Annotated in this window: 18 protein-coding genes; 9 read left to right on the top strand and 9 right to left on the bottom strand. The window is 36.9% G+C overall.

Features of this window, described 5'->3' with window-relative positions:
* Window positions 1-199: 199 nt before the first annotated feature.
* Window positions 200-1,633, top strand: coding sequence for a DHA2 family efflux MFS transporter permease subunit (locus AC0UMU_RS05275; protein ID WP_022600923.1), 1,434 nt, complete (start codon window positions 200-202; stop codon window positions 1,631-1,633).
* Between the two features lie 44 nt (window positions 1,634-1,677).
* A complete protein-coding gene (locus AC0UMU_RS05280) occupies window positions 1,678-2,211 on the top strand; it encodes a GNAT family N-acetyltransferase (RefSeq protein ID WP_022390415.1) in 534 nt (177 codons plus the stop codon).
* Window positions 2,212-2,238: 27 nt separating this feature from the next.
* Here AC0UMU_RS05280 and AC0UMU_RS05285 read toward each other — a convergent pair whose 3' ends face one another.
* From AC0UMU_RS05285 to AC0UMU_RS05295, 3 genes are all read right to left on the bottom strand, one after another.
* On the bottom strand, window positions 2,239-3,021 hold the full coding sequence (locus AC0UMU_RS05285) for a formate/nitrite transporter family protein (protein WP_022600926.1): 783 nt from the start codon (window positions 3,019-3,021) through the stop codon (window positions 2,239-2,241).
* 583 nt (window positions 3,022-3,604) lie between these two features.
* Complete coding sequence (locus AC0UMU_RS05290) at window positions 3,605-3,799, bottom strand: hypothetical protein (protein ID WP_009319270.1); 195 nt, start codon at window positions 3,797-3,799, stop codon at window positions 3,605-3,607.
* A 53-nt stretch (window positions 3,800-3,852) separates the two neighbouring features.
* Window positions 3,853-5,592 carry a thiamine pyrophosphate-dependent enzyme gene (locus tag AC0UMU_RS05295; RefSeq protein WP_031258477.1) on the bottom strand — a complete coding sequence of 580 codons (1,740 nt, stop codon included), beginning with the start codon at window positions 5,590-5,592 and terminating at the stop codon, window positions 3,853-3,855.
* A 251-nt stretch (window positions 5,593-5,843) separates the two neighbouring features.
* Between AC0UMU_RS05295 and AC0UMU_RS05300 the strand changes: the two genes are divergently transcribed.
* The 3 genes from AC0UMU_RS05300 to AC0UMU_RS05310 all read left to right on the top strand — a co-directional run bounded on the left by AC0UMU_RS05300 (window position 5,844) and on the right by AC0UMU_RS05310 (window position 9,551).
* Window positions 5,844-7,904 (top strand): RNA degradosome polyphosphate kinase, encoded by a 2,061-nt coding sequence (locus AC0UMU_RS05300; RefSeq protein WP_288641333.1) that lies wholly within the window; start codon window positions 5,844-5,846, stop codon window positions 7,902-7,904.
* Window positions 7,901-8,824 (top strand): Ppx/GppA phosphatase family protein, encoded by a 924-nt coding sequence (locus tag AC0UMU_RS05305; protein WP_288641330.1) that lies wholly within the window; start codon window positions 7,901-7,903, stop codon window positions 8,822-8,824. Before AC0UMU_RS05300 ends, AC0UMU_RS05305 begins: the two co-directional genes overlap by 4 nt.
* 100 nt (window positions 8,825-8,924) lie before the next feature.
* Entirely contained in the window at window positions 8,925-9,551 is a 627-nt protein-coding gene (locus AC0UMU_RS05310; RefSeq protein WP_022600931.1) for a DedA family protein, read from the top strand.
* A 220-nt stretch (window positions 9,552-9,771) separates the two neighbouring features.
* Here AC0UMU_RS05310 and AC0UMU_RS05315 read toward each other — a convergent pair whose 3' ends face one another.
* The 5 genes from AC0UMU_RS05315 to AC0UMU_RS05335 form a co-directional block, all read right to left on the bottom strand.
* The gene (locus AC0UMU_RS05315) at window positions 9,772-10,422 is read right to left on the bottom strand and encodes an HAD-IA family hydrolase (RefSeq protein ID WP_009319278.1); all 651 of its coding nucleotides are present in this window, start codon (window positions 10,420-10,422) and stop codon (window positions 9,772-9,774) included.
* Between the two features lie 248 nt (window positions 10,423-10,670).
* Window positions 10,671-11,237: an NAD(P)H-dependent oxidoreductase gene (locus AC0UMU_RS05320; protein WP_278714298.1), complete on the bottom strand. Its 567-nt coding sequence runs from the start codon at window positions 11,235-11,237 to the stop codon at window positions 10,671-10,673.
* A 20-nt stretch (window positions 11,238-11,257) separates the two neighbouring features.
* Window positions 11,258-12,121 (bottom strand): aldo/keto reductase, encoded by an 864-nt coding sequence (locus AC0UMU_RS05325; RefSeq protein ID WP_278714296.1) that lies wholly within the window; start codon window positions 12,119-12,121, stop codon window positions 11,258-11,260.
* A 6-nt stretch (window positions 12,122-12,127) separates the two neighbouring features.
* On the bottom strand, window positions 12,128-12,688 hold the full coding sequence (locus AC0UMU_RS05330; protein WP_278714294.1) for a flavodoxin: 561 nt from the start codon (window positions 12,686-12,688) through the stop codon (window positions 12,128-12,130).
* 73 nt (window positions 12,689-12,761) lie between these two features.
* Window positions 12,762-13,943, bottom strand: a complete 1,182-nt coding sequence (locus tag AC0UMU_RS05335) for an iron-containing alcohol dehydrogenase (RefSeq protein ID WP_288641323.1) — start codon at window positions 13,941-13,943, stop codon at window positions 12,762-12,764.
* Window positions 13,944-14,108: 165 nt separating this feature from the next.
* On the opposite strand from AC0UMU_RS05335, the gene AC0UMU_RS05340 reads away from it, so the two are divergent.
* The 4 genes from AC0UMU_RS05340 (at window position 14,109) to AC0UMU_RS05355 (ending at window position 20,175) form a co-directional block, all read left to right on the top strand.
* Window positions 14,109-15,008 carry a helix-turn-helix domain-containing protein gene (locus tag AC0UMU_RS05340; protein ID WP_288641320.1) on the top strand — a complete coding sequence of 300 codons (900 nt, stop codon included), beginning with the start codon at window positions 14,109-14,111 and terminating at the stop codon, window positions 15,006-15,008.
* 313 nt (window positions 15,009-15,321) lie between these two features.
* A complete protein-coding gene (locus AC0UMU_RS05345) occupies window positions 15,322-16,608 on the top strand; it encodes a DEAD/DEAH box helicase (RefSeq protein WP_009319284.1) in 1,287 nt (428 codons plus the stop codon).
* Between the two features lie 84 nt (window positions 16,609-16,692).
* Window positions 16,693-17,154, top strand: coding sequence for a DoxX family protein (locus tag AC0UMU_RS05350; RefSeq protein ID WP_022600938.1), 462 nt, complete (start codon window positions 16,693-16,695; stop codon window positions 17,152-17,154).
* A 39-nt stretch (window positions 17,155-17,193) separates the two neighbouring features.
* Window positions 17,194-20,175, top strand: a complete 2,982-nt coding sequence (locus tag AC0UMU_RS05355; RefSeq protein WP_473979890.1) for an AsmA family protein — start codon at window positions 17,194-17,196, stop codon at window positions 20,173-20,175.
* Window positions 20,176-20,452: 277 nt separating this feature from the next.
* Here the strand turns inward: AC0UMU_RS05355 and AC0UMU_RS05360 are convergent, their stop codons facing one another.
* A complete protein-coding gene (locus tag AC0UMU_RS05360; protein ID WP_022600940.1) occupies window positions 20,453-20,881 on the bottom strand; it encodes an Hsp20/alpha crystallin family protein in 429 nt (142 codons plus the stop codon).
* Window positions 20,882-21,198: the final 317 nt, after the last annotated feature.

The following is a 21,198-nucleotide window of genomic DNA, read 5'->3' on the forward strand; positions in this document are numbered from 1 at the left end:
GTGAGAAATAGAGCGGTTTTGCGATATTCAAGAAATGATAAATGATATAAATCGAGTATCTTTGCATCGGTTTAAGGAAAATTCAGATAGGCTCTGAGAGCATGATCATTTTTCCCGATCTGAATGAAAATACGGAGTTTGAATTTTTTCATGAAGTTTGATGAAAAAATTGTGTGATTTCGGTGGAAAATAGAGATGGATGAGGTGGAAAAAGAAATTACCGTTTAAGTTTAACAGATCTGTCACTGTATCTTTGATAGTTGCTATTGCATTTTTTATGCAATTCTTGGATACGACAGCCGTAAATACGGCAATACCCGCAATGGCTCGTTCTTTTAGAGTTGATGTTATTCATTTAAGTACAGGAGTAACGTCTTATTTAATAGCTTTGGCTATATTTATTCCGGTCAGCGGGTGGATTGCCGATCGTTTTGGTACACGCAATGTTTTTTGTATTGCTGTCGCTTTTTTTATTTTAGCTTCGACATTATGCGGGACATCTGTATCCTTGACTCAATTTGTTCTGTATCGTATTATGCAGGGAATGGCGGGTGCGATGATGTCTCCTGTGGGGCGTTTGGCTGTATTGAAGACTACACCTAAGGAAGACTTGCCGGTTGCAATGAACTATATTACTTTACCTGCATTAGTCGCTCCGATTATCGGACCTCTTGTCGGAGGATATTTAACGACTTATTGGGATTGGCGGTATATTTTTTATTTAAACGTTCCGATCAGTATTATATGCATCTTTTTGGCATGGAAGTATATCCCTTCTGAAGAGCGTAAAGAACGGTTGAAAGTTCGTTTTGACGCTGTAGGATTTGTATTGAGCGGTTTTTCTTTAGCCGGATTTATGTATGGAGTTGAAATTTTAAGCAAAGACGGTGTTTCTTATTTTTATTCTTTGTTGATTATAGGTTTTAGTTTGCTTTTGTTGTGGTTTAATGTCAGATATTCGAAACATATATCGCATCCTTTGATCGACTATTCTGTAATGAAAATTAATTCTTATAAAGTGACGATTCTTACCGGGTCTGTATCTCGGATGATTATAGGAGTTTTTCCCTATCTTGTACCGTTGATGTTTCAAGAAGGATTTGGACTGAATCCTTTTGAGTCAGGACTGCTGTTTTTATCCACAATGGTTGGAAATTTGTCTATGAAATCATTGACAGTATGGATTATGCACCGTTTCCGATTTCGTACGATATTGATCGTAAACGGTTGTTTTTCGGCTTTGTTTACTTTCTTTACCGCATTGTTGATGCCTACGACTCCGGTTTATGTCATTGTCTTAGTTTTATTTACAGCAGGTCTTTTTCGATCATTACAGTTCAGTTCTTTAACAACTCTGGCTTTTACCGATACACCAGCTTCCCAGACGACAGCGGCAAATACTTTGTATAGTACCATACAACAAATGTCAACAGGCATGGGAATCGCCATGGGAGCGGTAGTTTTGCGTTTTTCGAATATTATAAATCATGGAATTGCAGGACATTATACCATTCCAGACTTTAGATTGGCGTTTATTTTTGTAACGGTTCTCGGTTTTGTGCATCTTTATGGATACACTAAGTTGTCAAAAGATGCCGGTAGTGTAGTAATGCTGAAGAAAAAAATGTTTTGAAGTTCTCTTTTGTCGGTCAATAAGTTTGAGTAATTTTATAAATAATGAATATTAAAATTAGACAAGAACAAATTTTTGATTATAAGCTTGTTGACGATTTGGTAGAATATGCCTTCAGAAATGTAAAAGAAAGCGATCATACCGAACATCTATTAGTCGGTCGTTTGCGCAAATCGGATGCTTTTATTCCGGAACTTTCTTTAGTAGCAGAGGTTGATGAGAGAAAAATAGTGGGACATATTTTACTCACGAAAGTGGCGATAGTATCAGGAAATGAGTCGGTTATTTCATTAGCTGTAGCTCCGCTTTCCGTCTTACCTGAATTTCAGAAACAGGGTATAGGAGGAGAGTTGCTTCGGGAAGCACATAAACGAGCTTCACAGTTGGGCTATAGTTCTGCCGTTTTATTAGGGCATAAAGACTATTATCCGAGATTCGGTTATAAAAAAGCTTCTGATTTTAACATCGAGTTTCCTTTCGATGTCCCAGAAGAATATTGTATGGCAATAGAATTATTTCCCGGTGCTTTGGACGGAGTACAGGGTATAGTACATTATTCCGATCCTTTTAGGATATAAGATATATAGGCTTTAAGAGCAAATGTTTTATTTTTTTAGATAAGCATACCAATAAAAACTACCTACGAATAGAGCACCTCCGATAATGTTTCCTAATGTTGCCGGAATGAGATTGCTTACCAAGAAATCGTAAACCAATATGTCTGCTCCTTGGAGCATACCTAACGGAATGAAGAACATGTTGGCTATACTGTGTTCATATCCGATTGCGACAAAACCCATAACCGGGAACCACAATCCTATGAATTTCCCGGCAGTACTTGACGAACTCATTCCTAACCATACGGCAAGACATACGAGCCAATTAGCTCCGATTCCTTTTAAGAAGACTGTAATCCAAGACATCGATACTTTGGCGACTGCAATATTTTTTATTGCCGAATGCCAAGGATCGGATGCGACAACTCCTGTCGAATGTACCATAACATAAACAAAAAAAAGAGCTCCGAGAAAATTACTGAAGTAAACGATAACCCAGTTTTTCCATACTGCCGTCCATTTATATTTGTCGTTTAATACTCCCGGTATTAAAATCGCATTATTGCCGGTGAATAGTTCTGCTCCGGCGATGACAACTAATATGAGCCCCAAAGGGAACATGCAACCGGAAAGAAGTTTTTGTAGTCCGGGATTGTTATTCGTTATTTCAGGAAATCCGCTGCCGATTAGAAGAGACAATAATCCTCCCATTGCTATATAAATTCCGGCCAATATGCCTAAAATAACGGTTTTTCGTGTACTGAATTCGATTTTTTGCAAAGCCGATTTTTCTGCAGATATTACTATTTCTGAGGGAGGTAATGTGCTCATAATGTGTTCCGTTTTTTAATAAAGTGCAAATATAACGGATTTTATTGCAGTCGAAGCGGGTGGAAAAAATATCTTCATAAGATTGAATCGGTTTTCATTGTTAAATAATGTTTATTGAAAAACAATTGAGAGATTTGGAATGTTTTATAGTCAAACAAGCGATACAGGATCGTTTATTAGACGAACAATAGAGATTGTAGTCTGGAATAACGTGGAAAGCTTTAAGTTTTATCTATTTATGATATTCTTGTTTTTTGTGTGTTTCATTGGTATTATTATCCTTGCTTATTCTTGGAATAAGCTATCCTCTTTCTTGTTTTTGATATATTTCAAGTTTGGGAAGGCCGGCTCGGGAGAGACCGGCCTTCTGTTTTTATATTCAATAAAATTTAAACATCTCCTTTGGGAGTTTACCTGAATTTTATACGGGTCGGTTAGGAGCTTCCTTCGAGGATGTTCTGTTGTCTTTACGAGGATGATAGCGGGCTATTTGACGAGGGAAAACGGGAAAATAAACCGGAAGAAAGCGCAAAAATGACCTGATGATATTTTCTTATTGGCAAATTTAGATAGGCTCTAAATCTCATGCAGCTTTTTCAAATAAATAAGGCAGGTTTTTGTCGCCTGCCTTAATCCTTTTTCGGTTATATACTTTTTTTGAGACATGGATTCGATTAAAAGAAACCGGACGTCCGTGTTTTTCGATTTCTTCCTCTCGGCTCGCTTTTCTGTTAGCTTTGAGGTAATCTTCTTGAGTAAATTTCATTTTCTTTTTCATCGCCGAATTAAATTAACGGACTGCAAAGATAGTGAAATTTAGTGGATAACACATCATAAAGCTTCTTTCCAATGTTTTATATTGGAATTTATCGTTTCCATGACTTCTTTTGTTCTTCCATTCAAAATTAGTTTGTACATAGATTGTGCAAATCCGAGCATTTGGTCGAACTCTATTTTGGGGGGCATTGCTAAAGCATTAGGATCGGTCATAATATTTACTAATACCGGACCATCTGTTTTCATCGCCGATTCGAGAACAGATTCTACATTGTCAGGATGTCGTACGGTAAACCCGGTCATACCCATAGCCTTAGCTACAAGTTCAAAGTCAGGATTCAGCATATTCGTTTGGTTGTCAGGGAGTCCGGCTACTTCCATTTCTAATTTTACCATTCCTAAAGCCCTGTTGTTAAACACTATGATTTTTACAGGGAGTTTATACTGTACAATTGTTTCTAAATCTCCCAAGAGCATAGAAAGTCCGCCATCACCGCACAGGGCTATAATTTGCCGTTCGGGAGCAGCCAATGCAGCGCCGATTGCTTGAGGCATAGCATTTGCCATTGATCCGTGATTAAATGAGCCTAACATCGTTCGTTTTCCGGTACTTTCCAGATAACGAGCTCCCCATACGCAAGTCATCCCTGTATCTACGGTAAATATGGCATTTTCATCGGCTTTTTTATTGATAAGATGCATTACATATTCGGGATGTATCTTGTTTTCCGCACCTTTGTTTGTGACATAAGTATTGAGATTCTTTTTTACGGTTTCGTATATTTTCAAATGCCGTTTAAGGAAACTGTCATCCTTTTTGGGTTCTATAAGCGGGTTTAGTATTTTGAGAGTATCTTTAACATCTCCGACTACACCCATATTTACTTTCGCTCTTCTTCCTATGCGATTAGCTCGGATATCGACTTGGATGATATAACTGTTTTCGGGCATAAAGGGGGTATATGGGAAATCCGTGCCTAACAATAATAATATTTCCGCTTCTTGCATACTATAATATCCTGATGGCAAGCCCAATAGTCCGGTCATGCCTACTTCATTCGGATTATTATGTTGAATTCCCATTTTCCCTTTAAACGAATATGCGACAGGTGCATTTAAAGATTGTGACAATTCGACTACTTCGTCATGAGCATTTTGTGCACCTATACCGCAAAAGATGGTGATTTTATTCGCTTTGTTCAATAAAGAAGCAATTTTTTTTATTTTTGTAATCTGGGGAGAAACAACGGGTTGTGTGTGATAAGGCGTGTTAGAAGAATCTATGTTGGCAACTTTCTGAGAAGTTAAGTCTCCGGGTAACCCGATGACAGAAACGCCTTTTTTTGAAATAGCTGTTTGAATTGCAGCTTGCATCATTCTCGGCAATTGCTGTGCGGTTGTCGCTATTTCGTTGTAATAGCTGCAATCATCGAATAATTTTATCGTATTTGTTTCTTGAAAGTATTTAGTGCCGAATTCATGGGTGGCGATTGTTGAGGCTATTGCTATTACTGGAGCATTGGAACGATGAGCATCATATATTCCGTTTATCAGATGCACATGCCCCGGTCCGCTGCTTCCGGCACAGCAAGCGATATTACCGGTTATTTGGGCTTCAGCTCCGGCGGCGAAAGCTCCTGTTTCTTCATGACGGACATGTATCCAATCTATTTTTTCATTTCGTCTTACTGCGTCATTGATTTCATTCAAACTGTCTCCAGTGACAGCGTAAATTCGCTTTACTCCGGTATCGACCAGCATGTCAACGACTTGTTCTGCTACTTTTTGTGCCATAAATATCTCTATAAGTTTATATAATAACGATTTTGCGTAGATATAAAACATTTGACAGGGAGAATGGTTTTCATATATTGGCAATTTAAAGATATGATTTGGCGTGAAAAATAGTTTTGATAGTAAAAAGAGGTTATATTTTGGAGTTATTGGCTGTGAAAGAAGAACTTGTGCCGAATTTAATTGTATTATTATAAATATGTAATATAATTGTAACGTAAGTATTCTTCTTTTGCAGAAAATACGATGATATGGGAGATAAGAAGTTAAGCCGATATTACTTAGACCGGGATATTAGTTGGATGTATTTTAACCGAAGAATTCTTCAGGAAGCCTGCAAGGAAGATGTTCCTTTGTTAGAACGTTTAGCTTTCTTGGGAATTTATTCTAATAATTTAGATGAATTTTTTCGGGTACGTGTGGCAACTCAAAATCGGATTGCCGAATGTAATGATCGCTCTGCTTTACGGGAAAGAGAGAATGCCAAACAACTTATTAAGCGTATAGCTAAACTAAATGGCAGTTATTCTAAGGATTATGAGAAGGCGGTAAAGGATGTGACAGAGAAATTGCGCGGTGAAAATATCTATTTGATTTCTGATAAGGAAGCAGATGAGGAGCAACTCGGTTTTATTCGTTCTTTTTATTGGGAAAAATTGAATGGTTTTATTGTTCCGGTTTGGTTTTCGGCAATAAAGCAACTTGACAGTGAGACTGATGAAGACATATATTTGGCTGTAAAATTGTCGAAAGAGAATACGAACGCTACTTCGGAATATGCATTGCTTGAACTTCCGGTTTCTGTTTGTGGGCGTTTTGTACGGTTACCCGATAAAGACGGGAAAAGTTTTTTGATGTATCTCGATGATGTAGTCAGATGCTGTTTATCTTTGATTTTTAATGGATTGGATTATGTCCGTTTTGAAGCGTACTCTTTTAAATTTACTCGTGATGCTGAGATGGAAATCGATAACGATTTGCGTAACGGAATGCTTCAGAAAATATCCAAAGGAATCAAAAGCCGTAAAAAAGGAGAGCCTTTGCGTGTCGTTTATGACATGGAGATGCCTAAAGATCTTTTGAAAAGGGTATTGAAAAAATTAAATCTTGACAGTCTCGATACTGTTTTGGGAGGTGGACGTTATCAGAATCATAAAGATTTGATGCACTTCCCGGATTGCGGGCGTAAAGATCTGAAATATCCTTTGTGGCCTCCTATATTGAAGAAGGAACTTTCTGTTTCCGGAAGTATTTTTGATGAAATTCATAAAAAAGATCGTTTTATACATGTTCCTTATCACAGTTTTGATTCTTTTATACGGATATTGCAAGAAGCTGCGGTAAATAAACAGGTAAAAGGTATCAAAATAACTCTTTATCGTTTAGCTAAAGAGTCGAAAGTGGTAAAAGCTTTGATTGGTGCTGCTCGTAATGGGAAGAAAGTAACTGTTGTTATCGAGTTACTTGCGCGTTTTGATGAGGCTTCTAATATCGGATGGTCGAAAAAAATGCAGGATGCAGGAATCAAAGTGATTTTTGGAGTAGAAGGTTTGAAAGTACATTCGAAAATTGCCCATATTTCAATGAAAACAGGTATGGATATTGCTTGTATAAGTACGGGAAATTTTCATGAAGGAAATGCACGGTCTTACACTGATTGTATGTTGATGACCTCAGCTCCACGTATTGTGAAAGATGTTAATTCCGTATTCGATTTTATCGAATATCCTTACATACCTGTTCGTTTTAAAGAATTATTGGTTTCACCGAATGAGATGAAGCGAAAGTTTTTATCTCTTATCAATGACGAGATAAAAAATAAAAAAGCGGGAAAACCGGCGTATATTAAGATTAAGATAAATCATGTAACAGATCCTGTTATCGTAAATAAATTATACGAAGCGTCGCAAAAAGGAGTGTTGATAGATATGCTTGTACGAGGAAATTGTTCTCTTATTACAGGAGTGCGGGGAGTAAGCGATAATATACATATTAACGGTATTGTCGATCGTTATTTGGAGCATTCGCGCATATTTATTTTTGCGGCAGGAGGAAAGGAAAAAGTTTTTCTCGGTTCGGCAGATTGGATGCCGCGTAATTTGGATAACCGTATAGAAGTCATAACGCCGGTGTATGATCAAGCTATAAAGGAGGAAATGAAAAAAATTATCGATTATGGATTGAGAGATACTTTGCAAGGACGTGTAGTAGATGGTACTGGTAAAAATTGTTCATGGACTACGGACAGTGATGTCTCATTTCGTTCCCAAAGTGCATTGTATGATTATTATTTAGAAGAAAATCAAAAATGAATAAAGAAAATAGGAGTAAAAATAAGCGGTCTGAAATGAATTATGCTGCTATCGATATAGGTTCTAATGCGGTGCGATTGCTTATTAAGCATATAAACGAAAATTCTGAAAAAAAATTCTCGAAAGTATTGTTGCTTCGTGTACCTCTTCGTTTAGGATTTGATGTCTTTTCTAAAGGACGTATCTCTGAAAAGAAAGAAAAAAATATGATTCGTTTGATGAAATCGTATCGTCATTTAATGAAGATATATGATGTCGCAGACTATCGAGCCTGCGCAACTTCTGCAATGCGGGATGCTGTCAACGGGAAAGATATTATTAAAATGATAGAGAAAAAAACCGGAATTAAAATTGAGATTATTACGGGACAGGAAGAAGCCCGTATGGTCTATAATAACCATATAGAGTGTATGGAAGACCGGCATGGGAATTATATGTATGTGGATGTTGGCGGCGGAAGTACAGAGGTCAATTTATTGGTAAAGGGTGAGTTGGTCTGTTCCAAATCTTATAATATAGGAACGGTACGTATGTTGAATGATGCGGTAGATTTTGGAGAGTGGAAACGTCTTGAAGCCGATATGAGAACATTATCGGAAATCTATTCCGGAACTAATATTATCGGTTCAGGTGGGAATATCAATAAATTGTATCGTTTGGCAGAGAAAACCGATAAGAAACGACAGCGCATATCGGTTATAGTATTGAAGTCTCTTTATGAGAAACTTAAGTTGCTTTCGTTCGAAGAACGTATGCAAGTATTTAATTTGAAACCCGATCGGGCAGATGTTATTGTTCCGGCATCCGAAATATTTCTGACGATAGCAGAAATTCTCCATTCTGAATACATTTATGTGCCTGTGATCGGACTGGCTGATGGCATTATAGATGGGTTGTATGCAGCTAACCGTAATAGGTAATATGTGTTTTTGTAATAAAAATGTAATATAAATGCATTATGAATGAAACATGAATGGCTAATTCGCTGGTTATCTTTGCAAAATAATTAAAAGATAATATATGGAGTCATTGGCTTTTATACAGTGGTGTCTTGACCATTTGAATTATTGGACTATTACTTTATTAATGGCTATAGAAAGTTCGTTTATCCCTTTTCCTTCGGAGATTGTAGTTCCACCTGCTGCATACAAGGCGGCTGCCGGTGAACTGAATATTTATCTGGTGGTTTTGTTTGCAACATTAGGAGCAAATATCGGAGCTTTGGTGAATTATTATTTAGCGATGTGGATAGGACGCCCTTTAATATATAAATTTGCATCGAGCCGTATCGGACATATGTGTTTGATCGATGAGGCATCCGTTATGAAAGCCGAAAAATTTTTTGATGATAACGGTCGTATATCGACTTTTGTAGGACGTTTAGTTCCTGCAGTCAGACAGTTGATTTCTATACCTGCCGGGCTTGCACGTATGAAGTTGTCTACATTCTTGCTTTATACGACATTAGGGGCAGGTCTTTGGAATATCATATTAGCTGTGATAGGATATTATCTCGAATCGGTCGTTCCTCAAGATCAGTTAATGAGTAAAGTAGCAGAATATAGTAAAGAGCTTTCTTGGGGTTTTATAGCTTTGGGTATTTTAGTATTAGGGGTGTTGATATATAAAGGAGTAAAAAAGCCTTGATGCATTATGAAAATTTTGGGCAAGGTTCTTTGAGTTTTCACTTTTAGAGCCTGTCGTAAATTTTGCTCGGGTCAGATTTGAGAGTTTCTTTCGAGGATATTTTTCTGTTTTCAGGAGGATGATAGCGGGCTATTTGACGAGGGAAAACGGGAAAACAGACCGGAAGAAAGCGCAAAAATGACCTGATAATATTTTTTTATCGGGAAATTTAGACAGGCTTTTAGATAAGTACTGTTTGCAGTTCCTTTAAATCTTTGACTATATAATCGGCTTTGGCCTGTATGAGTTCTTCCTTACTACCGTAGCCATATAGGATTCCTGCTGAAGAAATGTGATTAGCCTTAGCTCCTTCTATATCGTGTTTCCGGTCTCCGATCATGATACATTTATCTAATTTGTTTTTGAGTTGGCAGTTTTCTAATACGTAGTTAATGACGTCTTTCTTGGAAGATCGGCTGTCATCAAAAGTCGCGCCTCCTATAAAATCGAAATAGAATGATAGTTCAAAATGATCGAGTATCTGTTTGGCTAAAATTTCAGGTTTAGACGTTGCTAATAATATTTGCTTGTTTTCCTTTTTCTGTTTCTGTAAGAAATCTTTTATTCCGGGATAAACTGCGTTTTCGAATATTCCTTTTGAAGAAAAATATTCATGATATTTTGATGTTGCAAGAGTTGCTTGCTCTTCAGTAAAATGATAGAATTCTTTAAAAGAATCTTTGAGAGGTGGACCAATGAACGGTTGCAGCAAGCTTAATTCTTTTATTTCAATTCCAAAATGTTTCAGAGCATATTGTACCGATCGGGTAATGCCAGTCATTGAATCGGTAACAGTTCCGTCCAAATCTAAGAGCAGATAGGAGTATTTCATTTTTTATTTAAGGGTTATTTTGACGGTTATTTTTGAGTGTGGCAAATAAATATAATTTTTTTTAATCCGTCAATAGATGATGTTGGAAAATCGATTTTGAAAAAACAGAATCTGATTTCTTGGATGTAATTTTGAAAACATTATAGACAACATCTTGTTGCCTATAATGTCTCCTATATATAGGAATAAAGAGTCTAAATTTCGCTCGGCTCTGTTTTGAAAATAATAATTTCTTAATCGGAAAATATTTAAGGATTTTCCAAGTTTTTTATTTTCTCGGCCAATGAATAAGCGTGATTAATGGCTTTGTCTTTCATTTGTCTCAGAATCTTCTCATCATGCCGGTTAGCGTAAGAGAGGCCTCCGCTATATATATAGCCTTCCCATTGCAATCCGCATAGATTGGCCAGCTGTTTATAGGGCGGAAGAAAATCTTCGATAGGATAATTTTGTAATCCGCCGTAACAGTACATTTCCTCTGGAGCACCGGAAGTGAAAGAAAGTATCAACTTTTTGCCTTTCAGCTTGTCTCCTGTTCGCCCGTGAGAAAAACCGTGTACAAACGTTTGTTCTATCCAACGATGCAGTAGAGAAGGTGCACTATACCAGAATAGAGGAAATTGGAAGACGATAATATCTGCACGAAGCAGCCGTTTTTGTTCTGTTTCTATATCTATGCGGAAATCCGGATATAATTTGTCTAAATAAGCAAACTCTGCTTCAGGTAACAGACTGTTCAGTTCTTCCAATATATTTTTATTTGCGAATGAATTATTTAAATCAGGGTGTCCCGATACTATCAATATATTTTTCATATTTCAATGTAACAGGTTATTTACTTGTTTTTGGGATTGAATTGTTTATCATAATTCAGCAAAAAACGTACCAGCTCGGGATTACGATGTGACCATTGGAAATCTGCTTCTTGATCGAGCGGGCGAATAGCTTCCATTTCTGCATCGGTAAGGGAGAAATCAAATACATCCAAATTCTGCTTCATCCGTTCTATATGAGTAGACTTGGGAATAGCGATAATATTTCGTTGAATGAGGTAGCGCAAGGCTACTTGTGTGGCTGTTTTGTTGTGATTCTCAGCAATTTTTGCGATAGTAGGGTTGTCGAACAGAGTTTTATTTGCCTGTGTGAGCGGAGCCCATGCCATAATATGGGTATCGTATTTGTTCATCTCTATCTCCGCATCCCATTGTTGGCTGAATACGTTCGTTCGTAATTGATTTACCGCAGGCTTTATATCGACATTTTCTGCTAAATCTACGAAACGGTCGGGATAAAAGTTACTCAAACCAATACTTCTTACTTTTCCGGCTTTTACAGCTTTTTCCATAGCTCGGTATGTTCCGTAATAATCTCCGAAGGGTTGGTGAATGAGTAACAGGTCGATATATTCGGTGCGCAATTTTTGTAAAGACTCATCGATACTGGCTGCTGCTCTACTTTCTCCTGCATTGCTGATCCAGACTTTGGTAGTAATGAATAATTCGCTGCGAGGAACACCACATTTCGTAATGGCTGCACCTACACCTTCTTCATTATAATATGCTTGTGCTGTGTCTATGCTACGGTAACCTACACTGATGGCATCGAGTACACAACGTTCGCATTCTTCAGGAGAGACCAGATAAACTCCATAACCTAAGATCGGCATCTCTACGCCGTTATTTAATTTTACTTTTTGCATGATTTCTTATTTTTTTAGCATTTCTATTTTTTCTAACCATTTCATAACATCTTCTTCAGCTTGTTTTACCTGACTACCTCGTATCGGAAGCCCCTTTAAAACATTCGATTTCGGACAAAGAGCCTTTATGTCGTTTTCTGAATGCCCCATGCGGCTTCCTTCATGAGTCATAAACGGAATGACTGTTTTTCCTGAGAGATTATAACTTGATAAAAATGTCGCTACCGGAGGTGCTATTGTTGCCCACCAGCAAGGTGAACCGACAAAAATGACATCGTATTTATCGATATCTTTTACTTTAGTTTTTAAAGCGGGTTTATAGTTGTCGTTGATTTCTTTTTTAGCTTGATCGACAACTTCTTGGTAGTTTTTGGGATAGGGTTTTATAGGTTGAATTTCAAATAAATCACCATTAGTACCTTTTTGTATCTGTTCGGCAACAGCTTTGGTATTCCCGCTATAAGAATAGTAGGCTACTAAAATTTTTGAATCGTTATTTTGTGCCGAAGAATTAAAGGTAGTTGATATCATAAGGATAAAAATAAGTATAGAATGCCGAGTTTTCATAATTTTTTATGTTTAGACATTGAGAGAATACTCCCTTTTTCTATTTGTTTCTTCCTTTTGCTATTAAAATTATTTATTTGTAAGATGCTGCATAAATATTTATACAATCCTCATTACTTAGCGGGATACGATCACAAGAAAAGAGAAAACCCATGGTATCTTTAGCATTGATGGCGAATTTCTCAAATTCATCGGGGGTAATACCATAATCGGACATTTTGAGATCGGCTACGCCGCAATCTTCCTGAAGCTTTGTAAGAGCAGCTATAAAATCCATTGGTTTTGTTGCGTTTTTCATACCCATGACCTTTGCCATCTTTATAAAACGATCATCGCATACGTGTTGTTTAATAAGGTGGGTAAAGTAAGCTTTGCTTATCATGATCAGCCCGGCTCCGTGAGGAAGTTCCTGATGATAAGCAGACATGGCATGTTCCAGAGAGTGTTCGCTGTTACACCGGCCTACACACATTACAGATCCGGAAAGAGTATTGCCGAATGCAACTTTTGTGCGGGCTTCTATGTCGTTTCCGTTTTTTACTGTCTTCGGCAGATTGAGAGACACATTTTCTATAGCAGTTAAAGCATACATGTCGCTCATTAAATTTGCACCGTTCGATACGTATGCTTCTATGCTGTGAAATAGTGCATCAAATCCTTGATAGGCAGAAAACTTCGGAGGAACGGATAGCATTAGTTCAGGATCGACAATTGCGAGAACGGGAAATAAAGCAGGATGTACAAAGCCTGTCTTCTCATGAGTCGTTTCATTCGTGATGACGCAGCCGGGGTCGGTTTCCGACCCTGTTCCTGCGGTTGTCGTGATGGCGATAATAGGTAATGGTACATTGGTTATAATCTTACCTTTTCCGCTTCCTGAAGGAATATAATCCCAATAATCTCCGTCATTAGTAGCCATAACAGCGATAGCTTTTGAAGCGTCCATGACACTACCTCCTCCCAAAGCTACAATAAAATCACATCCATTTGTTCGGGCAGCATTTCCTCCTGCCATGACCGTAGATTTTAAAGGATTTGCTTCAATCTGGTCAAATATAGTAAATTCTACCCCGGCTTTTTGAAGTTGTTCTTCTGTACGTTTTAGGTACCCGTTTATTTTAGTTGATTTGCCGTTAGATATTACGAGTAAAGCTTTTTTCCCCGGCATTTTCTGAGAATGCAAATGGTTTAACATTCCTGCACCGAATAAGGTATGTGTCGGGACATACATATCAAAGTTCATTTTTGTGTTCATAATTGATTTTGTTTTTTGTTATCTATATTGCAAAATTATATTGGTTATTTATATTGATTTGTAGATGAATTACAGGTATTTGTACCATTATTACGGATTTGAAAAAGTACAGATTATAGTATCGATAAAAGTGTTAACTTTGCATTAATCCAAAACAGCAAAGCTATGAAAGATAATATTTTAAAGATAGAGACGGTCGATCAGTATAATTCTCGTATGGGGATCGAAACTTTGCATCCGTTAGTTAGTGTGATAGATATGTCGAAGGCAAAGCCTGTGCGTCATGCTCGAATGAGTTTTGGTTTTTATACGATTTTTTTGAAAGAAGTGAAGTGCGGAGATTTGATATATGGCAGACAATATTATGATTATCAAGAGGGGACTCTTGTTTTCCTTGCTCCGGGTCAGATAATCGGTGTCGAAGATAATGGGGAGATTATTCAGCCTAAGGGGTGGGCTTTGACTTTTCATCCTGATTTAATAAGAGGAACATCTCTCGGTAGAAATATCAAAAATTATACGTTTTTTTCTTATGAAGTGAATGAAGCGCTTCATTTATCGGATCAAGAAAGACAGATCGTATATGATTGTTTGCATAATATAGAGCATGAACTTCGACATGGTGTAGACAAGCATAGTAAAACTTTAATTTCAAAAAATATCGAGTTGTTGTTAGATTATTGCATTCGTTTTTATGAGCGTCAATTTGTAACACGGACTAATGTCAATAAAGATGTACTTATGAAATTTGAGGACATTCTGAATGACTATTTCCATACAGATAAACCTCGTAGTATAGGATTACCTTCTGTGAAATATTGTGCCGACCGGTTGTGCTTGTCTCCTAATTATTTCGGTGATTTGATAAAGCGGGAAACCGGAAAAACGGCACAAGAATATATTCAGCTCGAGCTGATAAATATGGCAAAAGAACGGATTTTAGATACGGATAAGACGATAAGTGAAATTGCGTATGGTTTAGGTTTTCAGTATCCACAGCATTTCAGTCGTTTATTTAAAAAGTGTGTAGGTTGCACGCCAAATGAATATAGACAGCAAAGTTAATTGGTAGATTTATGGGAAAGTTCGGCAATTGTAACAGAGTAATTCTTGAGCTTTAGAGCTCATCTGAATTTTACTCGAGATTTGGGAGTTTCGTTTGAGGATGCTTTTTCTGTTTTATGAGAAGGGTAAGAGATATATCTGTCGATTGAAAACGAGAAAAAAGACCGGAAAAAGACGTAAGTCTTAATTTATTTGATTACCGATCTTTCATTTTTTATGACTATCTTTGTTCAAACTATTTTATTGATAAGATCCGGCTGATAAATGGGCTTTGGTTATCGTGAGTAGTTTTTTTGAAAAGTAGTAGAATTATATGAGATTTGATGAATTAAATCTAGGACCGGAAGTTCTGGAAGGTTTGAGTGCAATGAATTTTAAAGAAACGACTCCGGTGCAGGAACTTACCATACCTGTAATTTTGGAGGGAAGAGATTTGATCGCTTGTGCTCAGACGGGAACGGGTAAGACTGCCGCATATATACTTCCTTTGTTGAATTTACTTACTAAAAATAAGAACGGTGATGATGCCGTAAGGGCTGTGATCATAGCGCCGACAAGAGAATTGGCGCAACAAATAGATATGCAGTTTGAGGGTTTTTCTTATTTTTTACCTATTTCGACTTTTGTCGTGTCCGGAGGTGGCGACGGGGCGCAATGGGATCAACAGAAACGAGGATTGCTTATGGGGGCTGATGTGGTAATCGCTACACCGGGGCGGCTTATATCTCATTTGGTAAATAGCGGAGTGAAGTTGCCTTTTGTGGAATATCTTATTCTTGACGAAGCTGACAGGATGCTGGATATGGGATTTTATGACGATATTATGCAGATATGTAATCACCTTCCGAAGAAGCGGCAGACAATTTTATTTTCTGCAACTATGCCTCCTAAAATAAGACAGCTTGCTAAAAATATATTACATAATCCTGCAGAAATTAATATAGCGGTTTCAAAACCTAATGAGGCGATAAGGCAGTCGGCGTATGTTTGTTATGAAAACCAGAAAATGGCGATCATAGAAGCTGTTTTTTCTAAGAAAATTGAGGGTAAGACTATTATATTCTCTTCTTCGAAACAGAAGGTTAAGGAACTTACGACGAAACTTAGGCGAATGAAGTACAATGTCCGGGCTATGCATTCTGATCTTGAACAGTCTCAACGGGAAGAGGTAATGCTTGATTTTAAAAACGGTAAGGTTGATGTTTTGGTTGCAACGGATATTGTGGCCAGAGGCATTGATATTACAGATATCGGTTTGGTTATCAATTTTGATGTACCTCATGATCCTGAAGACTATATTCATCGTATCGGACGTACGGCACGTGCAAGTGCTGAAGGGGAAGCTATTACTTTTATATCTGATATAGAACGGGATAAGTTTTTCAGGATAGAAAAGTTTATTGATAAAGATATCTTTAAAAATCCTATTCCTGAGGGGTTAGGCGAAGCTCCGGGATATGATGTGGAACAGCTTTCCCGAGGACACCGCAGAAGAGGGAGACATAATAATTCTCGTTCGGCTGGAGGAAGAAGTCAGGGGAAACGGACTTTTTACCGGAAAACACCTAAGAAAGACGGGAACAAAAGAAAAGAATTGTAAATTATAATTTTTATAAAACTTTTTACTTGAAGAAATGTTATTGAATTATAGTTTTTAATATATCAAACTTAAATAATTTAGGATATGGAAAAGGAATCTTCTTCAAGTGTGAAATCAAATAAATTTATACAAATGACTCTGACTTTTTTATTGTCGGAGTGCTGTTCCAATGCAGCAAGGCTTTTTTTACGGTTGTTTGTCGGGATATTAATGTTGACTCATGGAATTGCTAAAATTGAAAATTTCGATACATTAGTCGATACTTTTCCCGATCCGATAGGTTTGGGAACGTTGACTTTGCCTTTGATCATTTTAGTCGAAGTAGGAGCTTCTATTTTAGTTATGGTCGGCTTTCTTACCCGATTAGCTTTAATCCCGTTGATTTTCTCGATGATTGTCGCTGCTTTTTTGACATTCCCTACATTCGCTTTGGCTACATCCGAACTTCCGTTGATGTATTTGGGAATTTTTATAACGCTTTTATTAGCCGGTCCGGGAAAATGTTCGATAGATTATCTCTTGGACAAGGCCTATAACAGAAAATAAAAACCTTATATTTGTACTCAAAAGTATGAAGATAAGGTTATGAGCAAGAATTTGAAGAGGGCATTGAAGATAACGTTTATCTCTATGCTCTCATTAATTGTTATCGTATTATCGGCTATTGCGGTAGCCGTGAATTTTGTGTTTACTCCGGAAAAGCTTACTCCGGTTGTTAATCAAATTGCGAATAGAACTCTAAACGCTCAAGTTGAAATTGGAAGCGTGGAGTTGACTTTTTTTTCATCGTTTCCTGATTTCGAGTTGAAAATATCCGATGGGAGATTAGTCTCTAAAGTCTTCAAAGATACATTATGGCAGAAAAGTGATACTTTGTTGCAATTTAAAAAATGTGCAGTTTCAGTAAATCCGCTTTTATATTTTCAAAATAACCGGGTCGAGCTGAGAAAATTCGTTTTTGATGATGCTACGATTTATGCGTTTATTGACAGTGTTGGAAATCCGAATTGGAATATTATGCGAGCTGATACTTCTGCCGTGCAACAAAATGCCGATACGGTTTCTTCGGGTTTTAATAGCAGTATAAATATCAATCGTGTCAAATTTAAAGATGTATCATTGATTTTTGATGATCGCAGTACACAGGTGTACAGCCGGATAGATAGCCTTAATCTTGATCTAAAAGCGTTCTTGTCTGAAGATATAGCCGATTTGAGAATGAAAACCTCTTGTAAGAATATTCTTTTTTGGCAGGATGGAGAATTGTTGGCGAACAGGATCGCTTTTGAATTTGATACAGACCTTTCTCTGAATCGAAAAACCTTATTTTGTAATATAGAACGTTCATCGGTCAATCTAAATGGAATATCTTTTGACGTTGGCGGTTCATTGCATAGAGATACGATTGCAAAAATTATAGATGTTGATTTGTCATATAAACTTAAGACTCCGGATGTTGCTACTGTATTGAATATGCTTCCGGCATCGGTTATCAAAAAAAGTGCTGTTACTGCAGCCGGAGATGTAGAACTGTCGGGTTCGCTTAAAGGTGCGTACGGAGACAAGCAAGTACCGGTATTGACAATGCTTATGAAGATTCAGCAAGTTTCTGCCCATTATAAAGGTATGCCTTATGGAATCGATAATTTAACGGCCGATCTAAGTTGTTATTTAGATGTGATGAAAAAAAAGCCGTCTTATCTGAATATGAAAATATTTCGTTTTCAAGGAGCGGAAACTGATGTATTGGCAGATGGTCGTATAGATGATTTGATGGGAGATCCGTTGATAACTTTTAATACTCATGCAAAAGTAAATTTTTCAGCTTTAGCAAAGACTTTTCCGCTGCAGGATGGTGTTGAAATGGGAGGAAAAGTTTCTGCCGATTTAAAATTTACAGGCAGATTAAGTGCTGTAAAAGAAAAAGATTTGGGGCGTTTACAGATAAAAGGAAATGTGGCGATTGAGAATGTACTGTTTAAAGATTCCAATAAAGATTTTAATTTTAAAGGTAATGCTAAATTAGGCTTTATCGGAGATAGTTCTTTGGCCGTAGGGGCAAAGATTTATGATCTTATTTTAAAAAGTCGAATGGGGTCGGCTCAGGTAAAACAGATGTCGGCGTCAGTATCGACCCCTGTAACCGAGATAGATACCACGAAAGTCATACCTTTGGACTGTAAATTCGCATTGGAAGAAGCTAAGGTGATAATTGGCGATACGATTCGGGCATATAGTCAAAAGACAGAGGCGTCTGTTGGAGTAAGACCCTCTAAAATGAATGTGAAAAAGCCGGTGTTTGATCTATATCTGCGTACTGACTCTCTTTTTATGAAAGCAAATGAGACCCGTATAGGAATGGATTTGGCAGGTTTTAAAATATCGACATTTCAAGGACGTGATTCATTGTGGCATCCGAAAGGTACGATTGGTTTTAACCGTTTGTTTTTTTCAACTCCCGAATTTGGCCTGCCTATTCGCATGCAAAAAACAGAAGTTGCGTTTGAAAGAAATACCGTAGCGTTGAGACAAGCAAAAGTTCGTATCGGACATTCTGATATAACGGCAACAGGTTCGGTTTCTAATTTGTCAAAAGCAATAATGAAGAATGAATTATTAACCGCCCGGTTAAAGGTCGTATCGAAACGGATTAATTGTAATCAGCTTATAGAGGCATTGTCCGGCCTTGAGAATATGGACGAAAATGCGGTTGAAACAGATACAATATCTTCTGTATCGACAGATAAAGCCCGTTTGTTTATTGTCCCTAAAAATGTTGATCTGGAGTTTGAAACGAATATCGGGAGAGTCCGTTATAATCACATGATCTTCGAAAATGTTCGGGGAAAAGTGCAGATAAAGGATCAAATGATAAATCTTGAGAACTTGAGTATGAGAGCTTTAGGTGCTGTAATGAGAACCTCTTTGCTTTATAAAGGAGACTCTTCTATAGACGGATATGCCGGCTTTAATTTTGATATTTATAAAATCAATATAGGGAAATTGGTAACATTTATTCCTGAACTGGATACGATCGTTCCGATGCTGAGATCTTTTAAAGGTCTTGTCAATTTTAATATAGCGGCAGAATCGCGTCTTGATTCTCTGATGAACATACGTATCCCTTCTTTGCGAGCTGCAGTGCATATTAAAGGGGATAGTTTGGTTTTATTGGATGGGGATACTTTCAGGAGACTTGCGAAAATATTGATGTTTAAAAATAAAAAGGAAAATATGTTTGATAGCATATCCGTAAATATAACAGTTGATAATGGAGCAGTAAAAGTTTATCCTTTTGTTGTAGAAATAGATCGTTATCGGGCAGCAGTAGGAGGTACTCAGAATCTGGATATGTCATTCAATTATCATGTTTCTATACTTAAATCTCCTTTACCGTTTAAGGCGGGAGTTGATCTATATGGTAATTTGGATAAAGTTAAATTCCGGATAACGCGTGCAAAATATAAAAATATGGTTTCTCCTGTACAAATAAGGCAAATCGATAGTACGCGCATAAATATGGGAAAAGTAATTACATCCCATTTTAAACGTTTGGTTAATAATTAAATAGGCTTTGATTCGAGGCTCAAAGATGATCTATTATCCGATAAAAATACAGCCCGTTCACTATATGAATAGTTGGACGGGCTGATTCTGTACTTGTAATACCTATGTTTTACTCATGTTTTTTATGTTTACCTTCATGAGACTCTTCAGCTTTTTCAAGTTGATATTCTGATTTCTTCTTTGATTTACAGAATTGACCTTTCTGTTTTTTTTCTGAACTTTTCATATTATTTGAATTTAAAAGATCACTATAAATATGAAGATTAATATAGAAGTTTTATTTTACTTCTATGTTTCTAACAGCCGGTTTTTCGGGGATAATTTCTTTTTTAGGAATATCTATGGTTAATATTCCGTTTTCAACTTTTGCTTCGATTTTATCTTTATCTATGTTATCGGGCAGAATCATATTCTGACGGAATTGTGTATAAGAAAATTCCCGGCGCAAATACCGGCCGTTTTTATTTTCATCTTTATGTTCCTCTTTTTTCTCCATAGAAACAGAGATCTGATTATCATCATCGATTCTAATCGAAAAATCGTCTTTAGTCAGTCCCGGAGCAGCAATCTCTACTTTATAATCTTTTTCACTTTCGATAATATTTATGGCGGGAGAAGTTGAATTTGCTTTTTCCATCCATTCGTTTCCAAAGAAATCGTTAAATATTCCCGGAAGCCAATTTTGTGATTTTCTTACAGGCATCATAGTTATAATCTCCTATTCGTTAATTAAACATCTATATTTCTTTGAATCGGGTTTGTAACTCAAATTCGCTTAAATAATTGCAAAGTGTGTGCCATTTGTTTTTGGGACTGTTTTGTCAGAAAAAGTGCCAAATTGTATCTATCTGAATGACAGAATTTACTCAGAATTAAACACTTGAAACATAATGTAGTATAATTTAAAAAGGTCTTCGTTTGAGAAAACTGTTGTTTTGTGTGAAAATAATACACCCTCCAGATAAAGAAAATGTCTGAAGGGTGTATTGAAAAGATTTCTATGAAATTTAAGAGCCTGTCTGA

It is taken from the genome of Coprobacter fastidiosus, from assembly GCF_982245605.1.

Coding starts and splice junctions, on each gene's coding strand:
- AC0UMU_RS05275 (WP_022600923.1), top strand. CDS start 200: ATGAGGTGGAAAAAGAAATTACCGTTTAAGTTTAACAGATCTGTCACT.
- AC0UMU_RS05280 (WP_022390415.1), top strand. CDS start 1,678: ATGAATATTAAAATTAGACAAGAACAAATTTTTGATTATAAGCTTGTT.
- AC0UMU_RS05285 (WP_022600926.1), bottom strand. CDS start 3,021: ATGAGCACATTACCTCCCTCAGAAATAGTAATATCTGCAGAAAAATCG.
- AC0UMU_RS05290 (WP_009319270.1), bottom strand. CDS start 3,799: ATGAAAAAGAAAATGAAATTTACTCAAGAAGATTACCTCAAAGCTAAC.
- AC0UMU_RS05295 (WP_031258477.1), bottom strand. CDS start 5,592: ATGGCACAAAAAGTAGCAGAACAAGTCGTTGACATGCTGGTCGATACC.
- AC0UMU_RS05300 (WP_288641333.1), top strand. CDS start 5,844: ATGGGAGATAAGAAGTTAAGCCGATATTACTTAGACCGGGATATTAGT.
- AC0UMU_RS05305 (WP_288641330.1), top strand. CDS start 7,901: ATGAATAAAGAAAATAGGAGTAAAAATAAGCGGTCTGAAATGAATTAT.
- AC0UMU_RS05310 (WP_022600931.1), top strand. CDS start 8,925: ATGGAGTCATTGGCTTTTATACAGTGGTGTCTTGACCATTTGAATTAT.
- AC0UMU_RS05315 (WP_009319278.1), bottom strand. CDS start 10,422: ATGAAATACTCCTATCTGCTCTTAGATTTGGACGGAACTGTTACCGAT.
- AC0UMU_RS05320 (WP_278714298.1), bottom strand. CDS start 11,237: ATGAAAAATATATTGATAGTATCGGGACACCCTGATTTAAATAATTCA.
- AC0UMU_RS05325 (WP_278714296.1), bottom strand. CDS start 12,121: ATGCAAAAAGTAAAATTAAATAACGGCGTAGAGATGCCGATCTTAGGT.
- AC0UMU_RS05330 (WP_278714294.1), bottom strand. CDS start 12,688: ATGAAAACTCGGCATTCTATACTTATTTTTATCCTTATGATATCAACT.
- AC0UMU_RS05335 (WP_288641323.1), bottom strand. CDS start 13,943: ATGAACACAAAAATGAACTTTGATATGTATGTCCCGACACATACCTTA.
- AC0UMU_RS05340 (WP_288641320.1), top strand. CDS start 14,109: ATGAAAGATAATATTTTAAAGATAGAGACGGTCGATCAGTATAATTCT.
- AC0UMU_RS05345 (WP_009319284.1), top strand. CDS start 15,322: ATGAGATTTGATGAATTAAATCTAGGACCGGAAGTTCTGGAAGGTTTG.
- AC0UMU_RS05350 (WP_022600938.1), top strand. CDS start 16,693: ATGGAAAAGGAATCTTCTTCAAGTGTGAAATCAAATAAATTTATACAA.
- AC0UMU_RS05355 (WP_473979890.1), top strand. CDS start 17,194: ATGAGCAAGAATTTGAAGAGGGCATTGAAGATAACGTTTATCTCTATG.
- AC0UMU_RS05360 (WP_022600940.1), bottom strand. CDS start 20,881: ATGATGCCTGTAAGAAAATCACAAAATTGGCTTCCGGGAATATTTAAC.